The following is a 16,494-nucleotide window of genomic DNA, read 5'->3' on the forward strand; positions in this document are numbered from 1 at the left end:
TGTAAACATTTAGTTTTCATTATTTAAGTGTAACATTTAACCCCAAGCTTATGGTCTTGGCCACTGGTTGTGCCCCACCATCATATCCTAAAGTAAGGTTTCTCCTAGAATCGTCCGCATTGCTCAATTGAACCTCGGGATTAAGACCTGTATATTTGGTGAAGGTGGCTATATTCTGAGCTTGAATATAAACTTGCGCCCTATCTAAACCTATGGTTGATAATAAATCAGCAGGGAAATTATACGTCAACTGAATGTTCTTTAACCTGAAGAAGCTACCATCTTCAATCAAGTATGAAGAAGGTCTACTACTGATCTGGTCGTTGGCATCCATAATTGGCGAAGTGGCATTTGGATTGGCCGCTACCCAAGTACTTGGATCTGCTTGTGGGTCGGTTGGTTGCCAAGCATTATATAATGCTCTTGTACTTCTGTTTCCTTGGAAGGTATTGAAGTCTGCAAAATAACGTACATAGTTGAACACGTCATTACCTTGAGAACCATTACCAAAAATGTTTAAATCCAAGTTTTTATAACTCAAATTAATGTTGATACCATACGTAAAATCTGGGTGTGGACTACCAATAACGGTACGGTCGTCATCATTAATAACACCGTCGTTGTTAACATCTGCTACCCTGAATTTACCTGGTGCGTTATAATCTCCATACGGTGCCCAAGCATCGGCTTCGGCCTGTGTTTGGAAAATTCCCAAGTTTTTGAAACCATAAAAAGAAGACAATGGCAATCCTGCTTCTGTAATGGAAAGCGCAGGAATCCTTCTACTTTGACCAAAAATTCTGGTGCTCTCTCCTTCCAATGCATCAACATTGTTGGTGTATGCCGAGAAGTTACCGCTAATTTCATAAGAGAAATCGCCCTTTTTATCACCATAGCTGATTCCTAAATCGAAACCTTTATTGGTCATTTGTCCTACGTTAAATGCAGGCTCATCGGCTTGACCCGCGGTATAGGTTACGGGCACGTTGATCAACATGTCTGAAGTAACTCTCTTCCAAACATCAAGATTAAAGGACACTTTGTTGTCAAACATCACCACATCCAACCCTAAGTTGTTCGATGTTGTTGCTTCCCATTTGGCATTAGGGTTTCCAAAAGCTCTTGGAGCAAATCCAATTTGTGGAGAACCTGTGGAACCATCAACAGGATAACCTCCTGTTAAGATATCTGAACGGTAGGTGGTGTAGGCATTATAATCACCAATTTGCTGGTTACCTGTTTTACCCCAACCATATCTTAACTTTAAGTTGTCAATCCAAGTTACATTTTCCATGAATTTTTCATCTGACATCCTCCAACCCAAACTAAAGGCAGGGAAAAAGGCACTTCTCGATGCTTGTTGAAACCTTGATGAAGAATCGTTTCTCAAAATAACCTGAGCCAAATACTTTCCATCATAATCATAGTTCAACTGACCGAATTGTGACCAAAGGGTATAATCTTGGAATACAAATCCACGGTTAGTGGCCGTTGTGGCATCACCCAAATCCAAATAACTAAGAATGTTATTGGTTCCGAAGGCATAACGCTCACGACGTGCTTCCAAACGCTCTTCGAATTGTTGAATGGATTCTACACCAATATAGGCCTTAAAGTTATGTACCTCGTTAAAGGTTTTGGCATAGGTTAACGTGTTTGTCCATGTCCACTGGTACTCATATTGCTCTCTGGCAGTGGATGAACGGATAAAGTTACCCTCCACATATTCTGGCTGTGGACGCCCCAAATCTCTTTCTCTTTGTACTCTGGCATCAACACCAAAGCTGGTACGTAAATCAAGACCTGGAATCAACTCGTAGTTGGCATAGGCGTTACCCAAAAGTCTTAAGCTGTATCTTCTATCATCCTTATCCCTATACAATCTTGCATATGGGTTGAAGTTGTTACCTAAGTTGGCACCCCTACTTCCTGCGAAATTACCTGCGATATCGTAAATGGGCAATAATGGATGGTGTTTATACGAACCAGAAACGGGGCTTTGTTCATCATCATTGGATACAAACCCCTTCAGATTGTCAAAAGATGCAGTGAAATTCTCACCGATGGTCAACTTTTTATTAAGTGCTCTAAATTCTGTATTGGCTCTTAAAGAAACCCTGTCGTAGCTAAAGAACTTCACAATACTCTCTTGGGAGAAATAACCTAAGCTAAAAGCATAACGAGCCATTTCGGTTGCACCGGATGCTGAAACATTATGGCTTTGAATAGGTGCAGACTGTGAAACTTCTTGCCACCAATCTGTATCTGCTGAACGCGTTATGGCGTAAATGTTACCTGGCTCCAAGGCATATAGACTAGGGTCTGTTCCCGGGTCGCCTTCCATAGCTCCACTTGGAAAAACATAATCTGGAATGGTCACCTCTCCATTGGCACCAAAGGTGTACTGCCCATGGCTAGGAGTTTTACCAGCATATAAATCTGCCAAATAAAGATACTCACCCAGTTCACGTGCATTCAAAGCCTCTACGTCATTAGCAGGGGATTGAATACCGTAATAGGTATTGTAATTAATGGTTGGTTTACCCATCTTACCTTTTTTTGTGGTAATGATGATAACCCCATTTGCCGCCCTAGACCCATAAATAGATGCTGAGGAGGCATCTTTCAGTACCTGTAAAGATTCAATATCGTTTGGGTTAAGGTTGGATTGTCGTTGAGAAGGCACTCCGTCAATAATGTAAAGTGGGTCGTTATTACCCAGCGTTCCAAATCCACGGATACGCACCGTTGCCTCACCACCTGGACGGGCATCGTTAATGATCGTTACCCCTGCGGCCCTACCTTGCAATTGTTGTGAAAAGGTGGTGGCCGGAACCGATTTTAACTCATCGGTATCCACAACGGTTACTGCACCGGTCAAATCCTTTTTGGCCTGTGTACCGTAACCTGTAACCACAATTTCATCCAGTTTGTTGGCATCTTCTTCTAGGACTATGTTGATAGTGCTTTGCCCGTTTACGGGAATTTCCACCGTTTTGTATCCAACATAGCTGATTACCAAGGTAGCATCACTTGGAGCATCAATGCTAAAGTTACCGTCAAAATCGGTTTGGGTACCATTCGTAGTCCCTTTGACTATGACATTGGCCCCCGGTAAGGGTCCTGTTTCATCGGAAACTGTACCTGTTATCGACTGGGCCTGTGCAAAACCCATACAAAGTACAGCAACCAAAAAAATAATTCTCTTGAAAAAAGGTTTTTTCATAAGTCTAATTTTAGGTTTGTGTTAGTTATTTACTTGAGATTTCATTTTTTCCCTCTATTGGAAAAAAAACAGTTTGCATATGGTAAACTTAATTTTAAAGACCACACCTATTATGAAATACATGATTATAAGCCATCAAATTCATGAATTTTATAATCAAACACCCCTGTTTTTGTGCTTTTAGAAATTAAAATCTTAAAACCATTATTAAAGGATGCTTGCTTTATGCGAACTAAAAAATTTTGAATTAGGTCAATAGATTACCGTGTTCGTCCCATTCTGCAATTTCATTGCGCTTACTTTGATCTACACATTTAGCAATCCATTTTGGATCATAGGCCACTCCATGTTGATCCAATACATCTTGTGGAACGCCATCCCATATGTTGGGTTGATTTCCTTTATACCCTAAATCGGCTATACCAACTTTGGAAGTGTAATATCCTGTGACCGTCAAGTTTCTCATCAGGGCAAAAAATTGAATTTCCAGTGGTTGTTCGTCCAATGGTATTTCCACATCATGAAAAGCTATGGTATCCAAGATTTGTTTTTGCTGCGCAATGGAAGCTGTTTTAAACTCTTTATCGAAAAGAGTGTTAGATTGATGATCCAACCACATGAGACCACCCTTTAGGGTGAGCTGCAATTCAGGAATATCCTTGGCAATAAATTCAATAAACTCAGGAACCTCTGCTTCAATAGGTCCACCATGGGGCTCCTTCGGTGGTAATATGATGGTACTCAACAAGGTGATGGTCTCCGTTTCATGTTCATTGAACAGTTGGATGGCCTTTAATTTTTCAATGCGCTCCAATTCGTCAGGAGTTCTTCCAAAATAAGCATTGTCTAACGGTACAGGCACATCCAGTTCGGTATCAGGTTTGCATCCGTGGAACATCAGGGCAGAAGCACCAGCCCCCATGATGATGGTTTGTATACTTTTTCTTCTGTCCATTTTTAAAGATTTTGTTGTTTTAATTGCTCAATGATGTAATCTGAGGCACGCCATGATAAGGCCAAGATGGTCCACGTACAATTTTTATCCGCTTGCGAAGTAAATGGGCCTGCATCCACAATGAATACATTGTCCACATCATGTAATTGATTGAATTTATTGGTGACCGATGTTTTGGGATCATCTCCCATTCGTGTAGTTCCAACCTCATGAATAATACGACCTGGCGCGAGCAATCCATAATCAATATCAGCAGAAGGCTTGTCCCCAAGGGCTTCACCGCCCATATTATGGATAATTTCCTCAAAAGTGTCCTGCATGTGTTTGGCTTGTTTCACCTCTAAATCGGACCATTTATAGTTGAATTTGAGCACCGGAATCCCGAATTTATCTACGGTAGTGTTATCAATCTCACAGTAGTTTTCTTTACGCGCAATTCCTTCGCCTCTACCTGCCATGTGAATTACAGATCCGTAATATTTCTTCACATCATCTCGAAGCACATCGCCATATCCGCCAACATTAAGACCAAAGAATTTATTGAACTCGTTGGTGTTGAATCCAAAACCATAATTGGGTTGGCGCATTCCTCCCCCAACTTCAATATGGTAACCTCGAGGAAAATCCAATTTGCTGTTATCTCCCCACCAAGGTGAATACACATGCATTCCCCCTGTACCATCTTCATTGTAGGAAACTTTTCGGTTCATTAGGGCCGGAATAAATGCGGAGCGGCTTGCCCCCGTAGAATCATGCAGATATCTACCCACATGGTCGCTACTGTTCCCTAAACCATTAGGGTGTTGTTTGCTCTTGGAATTCAATAAAATACGAGCTGAACTACATGCCGATGCGGCAAGTACAACTACCCTTCCCTTTAATTTGTATTCTTTAAGATCATCTTTGCTTACATAAGACACTCCTGTTGCTTTCCCTTCTTCATCCGTGGTTACTTCACGAACTACCGAATTGACAAATATTTTCACCTTCCCTCCGCTCTTTTGAGCCGGGAATATCAAACAACTTCCAGAAGAAAAATCAGCATACACAGAGCATGAACGTGAGCATTGTCCACAATAAAAGCACACCCCCCTATCGTTGTTTATTCGCTTGGTCAACATAGAAAGTCGGCCTGGAATCACGGGAACACCCGATTTTTGGGCGCCGTTAATGTAGAAGAGTTCGTGCAATCTTGGTTTTGGCGGAGGCAGAAAAAAACCATCTGGATCATTCTCCAAACCTTCATTGGTGCCATAAACCCCAATAAGTTTGTCCACCTTGTCGTAATAGGGCTTCACATCCTCATAGCCAATAGGCCAATCTTCCCCATATCCATCACGGGTTTTACCTTTAAAGTCTTTGGGACCAAAACGAAGCGAAATTCTACCCCAGTGATTGGTTCTTCCTCCCAACATATGGGATCTAAACCAATCAAATTTTGTTCCTGGTTCGTGGGTATAGGGTTCTCCTTCAATCTCCCATCCTCCATAGGCCATATCCCATCCTCCGAAAGCCCTTGTGGTGCCAGCTCCCCGGTTGGGTGCCTCATAAGGCCATTTTAATTGCGTCATGGTTTTAGGGTCGGCTGGGTCAAAAAATGGGCCTGCTTCAACCACGGCCACATTCAAACCGGCATCGGCCAACTGTTTGGTCGCCATACCGCCACCAGCTCCAGAACCTACAATAATCACATCATAAAATTCTGGTGCTTCTTTGATCTGTATCATACATTTTCTTTGAGTGATTTGCTGCGGAAAGTAGTACTATGACCAAAAAAACATGAGGAATTGAAAGCAAAGAGGCTTCAAATTCAAGAATTTTATAAAAAATTGCTTTATTAATAGACAATCCCAAGTGGATGTTCCAAAAAAGGCCTCGTTTTTAGGGATTATTTATTGGAAGGTTGAAGTATTTGATCAACGTAAATTCCGATGAGATGTGTTCGGATTTCCACGGAGGTTTCTTCGGCATTATCCTCCAATTTCACCTTCATGGTTTGTGAAGGAAAAAGTGGCATATGGCAACTGATACAATTATTAAGGTTTGCGGTGTCCAGACCTGAATCATGGTGTAATTCTTTTGGCGCCGAATGACATTCAATACATTTCGAATTAAAATGGTTTGAATCTCCTCGTTGTTTTTTGTGGGGATCATGGCAGGTGGTGCAGGTCAATGCTTCTGAGTTTATGTAACATTCACTGCTTTTCAACAAACCGTATTGGTTTCCGTGCACATCCAGCTCAGCTTGAGAGCGTCCAAAATTGTAATTTTTGGCATATTCATCGAGTTGGTCGCCAACAACAAATGAAAAGGGATTCTCTTTGATTTGGATGGCCCGTAACCCAGAATGGCACTGCACACAATTGTCCATTCTCAATTGGCGAGAAAGGTTATCGATTCGAATTACAGGGTCTTCCTTGAGTTCACCCAGATTCCCTGTCCTAAAATCGACATGCTTTTTTGATGGCCCATGACAACGCTCACAATCTATTCCCAACATAAATGAATTTCGGTCATAAATGTTGGTATTCCCTTTAGGGTTCTCATTCTTTGCGAAAGTCACATGACATTTCACACAATTATCGGTAACCGCCCTAGTGTACCTGTAATTTGGATACCCTGGACTATTGATAAAATCATCAATAAGTGTAAAATAAGACGCTTGAAGTTGAAAAAGTGAGTCGCCCTTGAACGTTAAGTATGATTGCCCTTTAACGCCGGAACCTACAACAATGTCCAATCGTGATTTCTCCAACAATTTATCTGATGTTTTTGAAGTCATGGTTTGATAAAAATGCTCCCCTTCCTTAACAATTTGGACATTGCCATCAATAAGTGCTACCTGACTGGAAGAACCATCCAAAGAACCTTTTAAGGTTTCCGCATTTGCAACGGCTGAAGTATTGAAGTGGGCTGTTTGGATATGACTTTGATAAATATCTTGATGACAGGCAATGCAAGATTCAGACCCTGCGAACTGTTCCCCATTATAATGCGTAGGCATGGTATCCGACACAGCAAAATACTCCTCTTTCTCTCGAGTAAAAAAGAAGATGCCCGCAACTACTAGAATCACAACAAAAACAAGTACGAAAAGCTTTTTACTCAGTTTGGAAAACACATGAAAAGTTCAAGGTTAATATTGAATTTCATCTCAATAGAATGAAACTTTTGGCAATCACAAAGTAACAAACCTAAACTATTTTAAATATGTTGGCCAACAAAATTTGGATAACTATTAGCTAGAGCAGTTGTCATCTAAAATTCAAATCCCGCTTAACCAGATGTGTTTTCAATAGACCATGGTATCATACCATCCACCTGATTCTAAAAATCTTAATTCATTGGGTTCTATTTTTATAGTACAGATTTTCAGGATATATTTATAGGAGAACAACATCGAGCCCCCCCAAAAATTCCCCCTCATTTTTAATTGGATTACCAATTCGGTCTATCCAAAAACCATTACATATGATTACATCAACCTTGAGAATTAGTTACATCACCCTTTTTATAATTATTTGTCAATTCACCCGTCTGAATGCTCAAAACGATTCACTTGTCCTGGTGAACAACGATATGATCGTTGGAGAATTAAAGGAGTTGAGGCAAGGCGTAATTATCATTGAAACCGATTATAGTGACAGTGATTTTAAAATAGAATGGGAGAAGATCAGAACAATAGACACCCAAAATGAATTCATGATTACCGTTAGAACCGGAACTCGATATAATGGGGCATTAAAAAGTGTGGACACTGCTCGTGTTGCCATTATCAGTGCAACGGACACTTTGGCAACGGTCTTAAAAAATGATTTGGTCTATCTTAAGGAGGTTCAAGGAAGCTTTTTAAGTAATCTTTCTGCATCGCTAAGTGTTGGGTATAACTACACCAAGGCAGACGACCTATCGCAATTAAGTATTAGGAGTTTATTGGGCTACAGGGCCAGACGTTGGGAGGCAAGCGCCAATTACAACGATGTGCGATCTAGCAAAAACAACACCAACTCCGTAAAAAGATTGGATGCCTCTTTGGGCTATAAATATTATTTGAAAAAGAATTGGTATACCTTGGCTGAAGTTTCTTGGCTCTCCAATACGGAACAAAATATCAACCTTCGTACCTTGGGAAGGGTTGGTTTGGGTAGATATCTTGTTCAAACGAATAGTTTTTACTGGGGATTACAGGGGGGCGCATCCTTTAACAACGAAAACTTTTCTGTAGATGGGAGTGATGTCACCAAGAATAGTACCGAAGCATTTTTAGGCTCCGAATTGAATCTTTATGACATGGGAGACCTCAGCTTATTGACACGAGGGATTCTCTATCCAAGCATTTCCGAATCTGGTAGGTGGCGTTTTGATTTTAATTTTGACATTAAATACGACCTGCCCTTGGACTTCTTTATTAATCTGGGAGTTACACTGAATTTTGATAATCAAGCGGTGGATAGTGCCAGTCAAACCGACTATATTTTCCAGACTTTGATTGGTTGGAGCTTATAGCAATTCTGTTTTTAATAAAATAAGGTGCTATATCCCTTCGCTTGCAATTGCAATAATCTAATCGAATAAGTCACTACGGGTTCCATACCCTCTGCTAACTGGTCTTCTGTAACGCCAAGTTTCTCCATTGCCACGCTACAAACACTCACCCGCACTTTGCCCTTGTATTTTTGGAACAGTGCTTCCAATTCCGAACCTTTTACCAATTGCTTTACCACTTTACCTTTTACTACAATTTCGTAATCGGTTACTTCCACTCCACTATCCACAAGTCTGTCATACATACCCAAAACCCCTCTAAAATGAAGTTCCTGGCTTACCCCAAAGGCGTACTGTTTTGTTTCTTGCAGATCAGAAACAATCTCGGCATCCAATTTTTCCTGACCAAAGATGTGGGTCGTTGAAAAAAGGAAAATCGCACTGATTATCAAGAGGGTTCGTAAAGTTTTCATATGACCTTTATTTAAGTTTAGTAACTATAAAAATACGATTATTGATTCTCTTCTCTTACCACGAAAATCTTTTTAAACGAAATAGGCTTCCCATAAGTGGTAAATCCATCAAAAACCACTTCGAACTCGCCAGTAAGGTCGGAGGTGTAAAACTCGAATTGTAATTCTTCATCCTTAACCTCAACATGAGGTTCCCATAGAAGTAGCCTTCTGTAATCTGGAATGCTCCCATAACCCAAACTATCATTCTCTGCATAAAATTGCTTGTAATAGTTCTTATTGTCCAAGGGCTTTTTTATATCCACATTGATTCCCACCTCAGGCTGGTAATCTTGATAGAAATCTCCATCATAAGTCTTAACCGATAACATGCCTTGGTAATTTTTACCCGATAAAACAAATTGATCACGAATAAGGCTAATGGTCTCAATTTTTCGGGCATCAAAATCCTTAAGGATTTCATGGTTTGGGATATACACCCCATCTACTAGCACAATGGCAGGGTCATTATTGTATGCCTCGTTGTATCTTTCAAAATCTTGGGCAATGCGTATATAATCGTTTCCCATCCCATTTTTACGATATCCTGCAAAGCTGAACAATTCCACCAAGGTCTCTTCAAAAGTTCGAAATTGTGTGTACTCGTCCAATCGCAAAGTTTCAGGCATACCCCCATCAAAAGGGTCAATCGGGAATCCTAACAATACGGAATCAGGCTTTGCAGAGAAAAACTGGTTCTCTAGCTGATTATGCACACTTCGGGTTATAATTTCATCCTTGTATTCAGGTTTAAGATAAAAATCCCCAAAAGTCAATTCGTTAACATCCAATTTTGAGGCATATCGCTGTTCAACCACCATATTTTTATCCCCATTAGGCACTTGGATGATTGCTTTAGGAGTTTTGTACTGTTTTTTTAAGTAAGTATAAAAATTGCCAGATTCATCGGTCGAGGCAAATTTTGTCAAAAACTCTTCTCCCGGAATGGAAACCACTACTTCCGCATTGGCAACCGGAGCTCCATCTTTTTTCACCGTTCCAAACAACAACTCTCCTCTTTGTTCAGGCAGATAAAGGCTATCTCCAATGCTTTTAAGAACATCTCCCGCTACACCAACATATTGTGTTCCAAATTGCATGGCGTTCATTGCAGGTTGAGTTTGAATCGCTTCCTTTTTCTGCACTTTTAAAGTGTAGATACCATGCCCTAATTGGGCCTTGTAATTTTTAATGTTGAGCACAACTTTTTCTCTTGGCTGATGGATGCTTTTGTCAAGATGAATTAGAATCATGGAGGAATCCAGAGGTTGTGTTTTAACAGCAAACGTTTCTTTGTTTCCCTTTTCCAACAGGGCACTTTGATCAACCTGATAGGGATTGATGATAACAATATCATCTTTGTATACCTGTTTTAACCCATTGTTTTTCATCCATTGGGTATAGGCCAAAAGTTTATAATTCCCAGAAGGCACATCTGTATTGATAAAAAAATCGCCTTGCCCTGTACCTTTGACCAAACGGATTTTTTGTTCCAGCACATATTCCTTTTGTTCGTTCAGTAAGGCCACATAACCAATGAAACTGATGTTGCTGGACCGGCTATTTTTTGCGTTGAAATTATAAAAGGCATAGTTTACGTATTCCCCTGCAAATACAATGGGCCCCGTATGGTGCAAATACACCTTTTCTTGTGGAAGCTTTTTTAAATTCAGAAGCTCTGAATTATCCTTTATTATGTACTGTGCCCTAACCAAACTGGCGGCACTAAACAATATCCAAAAAAGTGCAAGTTGATTTTTCATACTATACTTTTATTCTATCCAAAAATTAGGTGGTGCGTTATCCCCCAAAAGGGTACAATCCCCACATAAACGGGGTACAAACACATAAGGCCCAATACAAGATGCCAAGGGAACCAAATTCTCATCATATACGGCAAAATAACTCACCAAACCAAGGTCTACCCTAGGTAACAGGCCTTGTGGACAACCTGGTCCAGAAAACAATGGAGCCGTTTGCAAATCACAATTAAACCCAAAAGCATATGGAGGCAATTCTTCATCAGGAAAAAAATCTTCATAATTAAAGAACAATCGCTGTTCGGACACATTTACGGCCTCAACATACCCCAATACATTTTCTTCCCTGCCATCGGCTCGTTGCACATTAGCATATAATGCCCCGGGTTGTACTGCTGAGAATAGACTTTCGGACTGTGAAAAGTCCTTTAAAACCTCATAAAAGGAAGAAGCTTCCTTGGATTGCACATATTGTTTCACCAATATGCTGTATCTATGGGAAATGATGAAGTTATCCTGACCAATGAACCGTACCATATGTCGTTGAACTTTAGAGTCTGCATTCCCTAGGGTACTAACTTGGTCAATTCCGCTGGAGACCACTGTATTATAGCAAATTTGGTTTTGTACCTGCCGCTCCACAATGGTTAAATCATGCTCTTGCGTTTCTGTATCAAAAAAGCTCAGTTCAAAATCATAAGCTTGCCAATAGGGTGCAATAATCTTATAGGTTTCTTCAAAGGCATACCTGTAGTGCTGCGGATTTCCTTCTACTGGGTCACTATCCATGTAAATGGCCACCCCTTCAACACCTGTATCACTGATAGCCCTTTCTGCATATAAATTGGTAATTTCTGAAGCGCCTGCAAGCTGGATGGTGTCGGAAATATATTCCGAACCTGACTGGGTGGTTATTTGCAAATTATAGGCCATATTCATCTCCAAGGCAAACGGTTCATTGGAAAAATACTGCCCCTTGGAACCCTCCGTAAAATCGTATTCAATTCCTGAGTCAGTCACCAATCTAAGGTGTGCTCCAGATTCCGGAGGAACCGAATCAAAAGGTTGAATTCCAGATGGCATATACGGGTTATAAATGGTATCTGTCAATAAATCCAAACGGGAATCGCTCCTACTCAGATACACCATTTGAGTCTTTAGCTCATCCGTAAAAACTGCATCCACCACCAACATTCCCGCACCATCCTCACTCAAGGTTTCTATTTCGAGTTCTTCTACGCATGCACCTAGCACCATAAACAACAAAAGGGAATAGATAAACTGATATGTTCTCGGCTTCCATCTCATTCTTCCCAAAAATCTGGTACTACATTATCTCCCAACAGGGTACAATCCCCACATAACCGAGGCACAAAAACATAGGGCCCTGGACATATAGCATCAGGGACCAGACCTTCATCGTACGGAGAATAATATGTTACGATGTTTGCATCAATTCTGTCCAATAATCCTTGGGGACATCCAATAGGCGGGGGTTCTGGATTAAATAATAAGGCTGTTAAAAAACCACAATCATAATCAAAGGCGTAAGATGGTTTTTCTTCATTCGGAAAAAAGTCTTCGTAATTAAAGAATAATCTTTTTTCTGCAGCCCCAACAGCTTCTACATACCCTAAAACACTTTCAACTGCACCATCTTTTCGATGTACATTGGAATAAATTGGGCCTGTTTGCACTTGAGAAAACAAACTTTCTGATTGTGAAAAATCCTTTAGTATTTCAAAATAGGAATACGCATCTTGGGACTCTACCATCTGCTTCACCAAAATACTGTAACGTTGCGCAATGATGAAATTTTCCTTGCTGATGAATCGCACCAAATGCCTGTTAATCTTGGAGGATGAGTTCCCTGCTACACTCAACACATTTATGTTGTTGGACGCGACCGTATTGTAACATATTCTATTCTGAACTTGCCGTTCCACTATATCCAAATTATACGTGGGTGGACGGGTAGTATTATCATAATTGGTAAGTTCAAAATCATATGGGGTCCAAAGAGGGGCCTCGATTTTATACGTTTCCGCATAGGTATAACGATAATATTGCGAATCTCCGGACAAGGGTTCGCTGTCCACATAAATGGCTATGCCTTCAACACCTGCATTATTTACAATTCTTTCCGCATACACATCTGTAATTCCAGCTGTTCCCATTACCTGAATAGGGTCGGAAACATAACTAGTGCCCGAACGTGTGGTTATATCCAAAGTATATTGGGCTCCCATCTTTAGGGCAAACGGGGTATTGGAATAATATTTTCCGGGTTGTCCTTCGGAGAACATGAATTCGGAACCATCATCACCCAAAACTTTAACTATAGCTCCTGGCTCTACCGTAACCGAATCGTAAGGAGTTACTCCTGGGGTTAGGAATGGATTATAAATGGTATCCGTTTCCAAATCCAACCGAGAATCGCTCCGACTCAAAAACACGGTCTGGGTTTTAAGTTCATCGGTCAATACAGCCTCGACCACCAACAAATTGCTTGCTGAATCATCCGCCAAAGTATCTATTTCAATTTCATCAATACAGGCAACCAAGCTTGTCAAAAGAACAAGCCCAACAATTAATCGATATATGATTTTATCAAACTTCATTAGAATTTAAAATTGTAGGTTATGGAAGGAATGGGAATTCCGAAAATGGAGCTTTGCAATGCTTTAGCTTCACCGTCCTCGGTCACAAAAAATACGGAATACGGGTTGTTCCGGCCCAACACATTGTACACCTGAATGGTGATAAAACTGTGAGCCAATTTGTTCTTTTTGTGGTTCCCTTCAATATTAAAACCTAAATCCAAGCGGTAATAATCAGGTATACGATACTTGTTGCGATCACTGAACACCACATAATCGGCATTGTTGAACCTAAAGGTTCCCACGGGATAGGTAATGGGCCTTCCTGTTTGATACACAAAATTCATGGAAAAGCTGAACCTTCTCGTCAACCTATAATTGGCAATCAGACTTACATCATGTGGTTTATCAAAATTAGAAGGGAAAAATTCGCCGTTATTAATCCGTTCTTCACTGGTATCCCCATCAAATTTATAAAGGGACCTAGAGTAGGTGTAACTTAACCAGCCATTCAGGTCTCCTTTGTTCTTCTTCAACAAAAATTCAACGCCATAGGCTTTGCCTTCTCCCTGCAATACTTCTGTCTCTACATTCTCGTTCAATAGCAAATCCGCTCCGGTTTTAAAATCCAGCACATCGTCCATGAGTTTGTAGTAGCCTTCCAGACTTACTTCGAACATATTATCGTTGAAGTTTTTATATAGCCCCAAGGCAGCTTGATATCCCATTTGAGGTTTAATGTTCAAATCCGACAATTTCCACGTATCAATCGGAGAAACCGTAGTGTTATTGGATAAGGTATGGATGAATTGATAGGCATTATTAAAACTTGCCTTTATTGAAAAGTCGGGAGTGAAAAGATATCTCGCAGAGACTCTTGCTTCTGGGCCACCATAGGTTTTAATGAACTCCCCACTTTTATAATTGAGAGTATCAGTCACCGTGGATTCACTTTTGGACTCCCCTTCGGCGTATTTGTATTGGGTGGATTCCCCCATGGCCGCATAAAAAGCGTAGCGGGCACCAACATCGACTGAAAATTTATCGGTAACCTTAAATTCATCACCAATAAAAAGTGCCCCTTCAAGTCCTTGCTCATCATCTACATCCACTGGGGTGACATTTGATTCATTGTTCTTGGGATCTATACTTCCAGGATTGGTAGCATAATATTTTGCCGAAACCCCATAATCCAAATTATGTTTATCATTTAATCGGGTACGTAATTTATATTTCAGTTCCGATTCATTGATGGTATAATCCAATTCAAAGTCGTTGTTCGATTCGCCATCATAATCAATCCCGAATCTATAATCGCTATTGGCAGCCAACAAGGTCCCGTTAGTTTTTTCACTGACCTTATGACTCCATCTCACCGAAAAAAGTCGATTACTATAATTATATAAAGAATCTGATGTTATGCTGAAGTTGTCCTTACTATAATAAGCCGTCCCTCGAATATCGCTGTTCTCGTTAAACTTATGGTGGTATTTTACGATACCATCAAAAAATGAAGCTTGGCTGTTGTTCAAAGACTCTTCATCCAAAGATCGGAGAATCCAATCAGCATAAGCTCCCCTAGCCCCTACAATTAATGAAGATGTATCCTTTTTTATCGGAAATTCCAAAGCTAAGTTCCCCGTAACAGGCCCAATAGACCCTTCTCCTGATATTTTTTCCGTATTTCCATTCTTGGTCTCAATATCAAACACAGAAGATAACCTCCCACCAAATTCAACTGGAGGTGCACCTTTATAAATATTTACCCGCTCTGTTGTAAAAGGGTTCAAGGCTTGAAAAATGCCAAAAAAATGGGTCGGGTTATAAATCACGGCATCATCCAAAAGCACCAAGTTTTGGTCCGTTTTACCGCCACGAACGTTAAGTCCTGATGCCCCTTCGCCCGCAGATGAAATTCCCGGCAATGCCTTGGCTACTTCCAATATATTTCGCTCCCCCAGTACCAAGGGAATGTTTTTAGCTTCTTCAGATACAATCTCTTCATTTCCTGTGGTGGCATCCTCAACATTCCGAACTGCATCTGCTTCCAACACCACCTCATCCAACTGCTCCAGACTTTCTTCCAAGTTCAGGTTTAGGCTTCCATCATTGTACATCACCACTTCGCGTTCCATCTCCCTTATCCCCATGGCGCTTGTTGAGATCACATTATATCCAGCCGGAAGCTCAATATTGTAGTTACCCTGTTCATCGGTAACCGCAATCCTTGCGCTGCCCCTTATTCGAATAGCCAGATCTGGAATGGGTTCTCCTGTTCTTGCATTCAAGGCCTTACCCGTTAATCTATAGGTTGATTTTAAGTCTTGCCTATCTGCCCTTCCAATGCGGACCAATGGCAGTTTATTCGCTGTTTGAGCAGTTGCTTCTTTAAAAAATGCGGGCGGTGGTAAATTTTGGTTAACAATGGCATTCTCTTGGTTATCCGTGGAGTCCATCACTCCAAAGAAATTATCCGGAAGTTCATCATAGACGATGCTGTTCTGTAATAGAAAAATACGTTTCTCCTTTTCCGAAACATAAAAATTCAATTGGGTTCCAGATAATACCGAGTTTAAAATATCGGACAGGGAAGCATCCTGAAAATCTTGTTGAATCTCCAGGTCGTCCAACCACTCTTGAAGGTAAAAAAATGAATAGCCAGATCGCTCTTCCAATTCCGCGAAGAAGTCAGATGGGGATTTGGTATTTCCAGAAATCGTGATATTGGCCTCTTGTGAATAGATTGATTGACCCCAAAATAAGAAGAACATCAAACCCACAATTTTAGCCACTGTGGCGGTGTAATTACGAAAATATAGCAATGGTTAAATGAATTAGCTTGCTACAATTTAACAAAAAACCAATTGGTTAATTAAATTAGCAAGGGAAATTTTGAAAGCCATTTACCATAATCTATAATATCATAAGATTGTCAAATTATACTTGCGATATCACA

10 protein-coding genes are annotated in these 16,494 nt (G+C 40.5%); 1 reads left to right on the forward strand and 9 read right to left on the reverse strand.

Annotated elements, in window-relative coordinates:
- Window positions 1-19: 19 nt before the first annotated feature.
- The 4 genes from ABT310_RS02170 to ABT310_RS02185 form a co-directional block, all read right to left on the reverse strand.
- On the reverse strand, window positions 20-3,226 hold the full coding sequence (locus tag ABT310_RS02170; protein WP_375325128.1) for a SusC/RagA family TonB-linked outer membrane protein: 3,207 nt from the start codon (window positions 3,224-3,226) through the stop codon (window positions 20-22).
- Window positions 3,227-3,473: 247 nt separating this feature from the next.
- On the reverse strand, window positions 3,474-4,181 hold the full coding sequence (locus ABT310_RS02175; RefSeq protein ID WP_375325129.1) for a gluconate 2-dehydrogenase subunit 3 family protein: 708 nt from the start codon (window positions 4,179-4,181) through the stop codon (window positions 3,474-3,476).
- Window positions 4,182-4,183: 2 nt separating this feature from the next.
- The gene (locus ABT310_RS02180; RefSeq protein ID WP_375325130.1) at window positions 4,184-5,908 is read right to left on the reverse strand and encodes a GMC family oxidoreductase; all 1,725 of its coding nucleotides are present in this window, start codon (window positions 5,906-5,908) and stop codon (window positions 4,184-4,186) included.
- 161 nt (window positions 5,909-6,069) lie between these two features.
- The gene (locus tag ABT310_RS02185; protein WP_375325131.1) at window positions 6,070-7,257 is read right to left on the reverse strand and encodes a multiheme c-type cytochrome; all 1,188 of its coding nucleotides are present in this window, start codon (window positions 7,255-7,257) and stop codon (window positions 6,070-6,072) included.
- Between the two features lie 395 nt (window positions 7,258-7,652).
- Here ABT310_RS02185 and ABT310_RS02190 point away from each other — a divergent pair, with 395 nt between their 5' ends.
- On the forward strand, window positions 7,653-8,687 hold the full coding sequence (locus ABT310_RS02190) for a DUF481 domain-containing protein (protein ID WP_375325132.1): 1,035 nt from the start codon (window positions 7,653-7,655) through the stop codon (window positions 8,685-8,687).
- Between the two features lie 11 nt (window positions 8,688-8,698).
- On the opposite strand, the gene ABT310_RS02195 is transcribed toward ABT310_RS02190, so the two are convergent.
- Genes ABT310_RS02195 through ABT310_RS02215 form a run of 5 tightly spaced genes read right to left on the reverse strand, consistent with a single transcriptional unit; the run spans window position 8,699 to window position 16,309 of the window.
- Window positions 8,699-9,139, reverse strand: coding sequence for a DsrE family protein (locus tag ABT310_RS02195; protein ID WP_375325133.1), 441 nt, complete (start codon window positions 9,137-9,139; stop codon window positions 8,699-8,701).
- A gap of 38 nt (window positions 9,140-9,177) precedes the next feature.
- Complete coding sequence (locus ABT310_RS02200) at window positions 9,178-10,941, reverse strand: hypothetical protein (protein WP_375325134.1); 1,764 nt, start codon at window positions 10,939-10,941, stop codon at window positions 9,178-9,180.
- Between the two features lie 9 nt (window positions 10,942-10,950).
- Complete coding sequence (locus tag ABT310_RS02205; protein WP_375325135.1) at window positions 10,951-12,246, reverse strand: DUF4249 domain-containing protein; 1,296 nt, start codon at window positions 12,244-12,246, stop codon at window positions 10,951-10,953.
- Complete coding sequence (locus ABT310_RS02210; protein WP_375325136.1) at window positions 12,243-13,559, reverse strand: DUF4249 domain-containing protein; 1,317 nt, start codon at window positions 13,557-13,559, stop codon at window positions 12,243-12,245. The genes ABT310_RS02205 and ABT310_RS02210 overlap by 4 nt, the downstream gene beginning before the upstream one ends.
- Window positions 13,559-16,309, reverse strand: a complete 2,751-nt coding sequence (locus ABT310_RS02215; RefSeq protein WP_375325137.1) for a TonB-dependent receptor domain-containing protein — start codon at window positions 16,307-16,309, stop codon at window positions 13,559-13,561. Before ABT310_RS02215 ends, ABT310_RS02210 begins: the two co-directional genes overlap by 1 nt.
- Window positions 16,310-16,494: the final 185 nt, after the last annotated feature.

Source organism: Flagellimonas cixiensis, from assembly GCF_042134615.1.
Lineage (GTDB): Bacteria > Bacteroidota > Bacteroidia > Flavobacteriales > Flavobacteriaceae > Flagellimonas > Flagellimonas cixiensis.

Bases quoted from the DNA above. Each gene is read 5' to 3' on its own strand.
- ABT310_RS02170 (WP_375325128.1), bottom strand. From the start codon at position 3,226: ATGAAAAAACCTTTTTTCAAGAGAATTATTTTTTTGGTTGCTGTACTT.
- ABT310_RS02190 (WP_375325132.1), top strand. From the start codon at position 7,653: ATGATTACATCAACCTTGAGAATTAGTTACATCACCCTTTTTATAATT.
- ABT310_RS02175 (WP_375325129.1), bottom strand. From the start codon at position 4,181: ATGGACAGAAGAAAAAGTATACAAACCATCATCATGGGGGCTGGTGCT.
- ABT310_RS02195 (WP_375325133.1), bottom strand. From the start codon at position 9,139: ATGAAAACTTTACGAACCCTCTTGATAATCAGTGCGATTTTCCTTTTT.
- ABT310_RS02205 (WP_375325135.1), bottom strand. From the start codon at position 12,246: ATGAGATGGAAGCCGAGAACATATCAGTTTATCTATTCCCTTTTGTTG.
- ABT310_RS02215 (WP_375325137.1), bottom strand. From the start codon at position 16,309: ATGTTCTTCTTATTTTGGGGTCAATCAATCTATTCACAAGAGGCCAAT.
- ABT310_RS02180 (WP_375325130.1), bottom strand. From the start codon at position 5,908: ATGATACAGATCAAAGAAGCACCAGAATTTTATGATGTGATTATTGTA.
- ABT310_RS02200 (WP_375325134.1), bottom strand. From the start codon at position 10,941: ATGAAAAATCAACTTGCACTTTTTTGGATATTGTTTAGTGCCGCCAGT.
- ABT310_RS02210 (WP_375325136.1), bottom strand. From the start codon at position 13,559: ATGAAGTTTGATAAAATCATATATCGATTAATTGTTGGGCTTGTTCTT.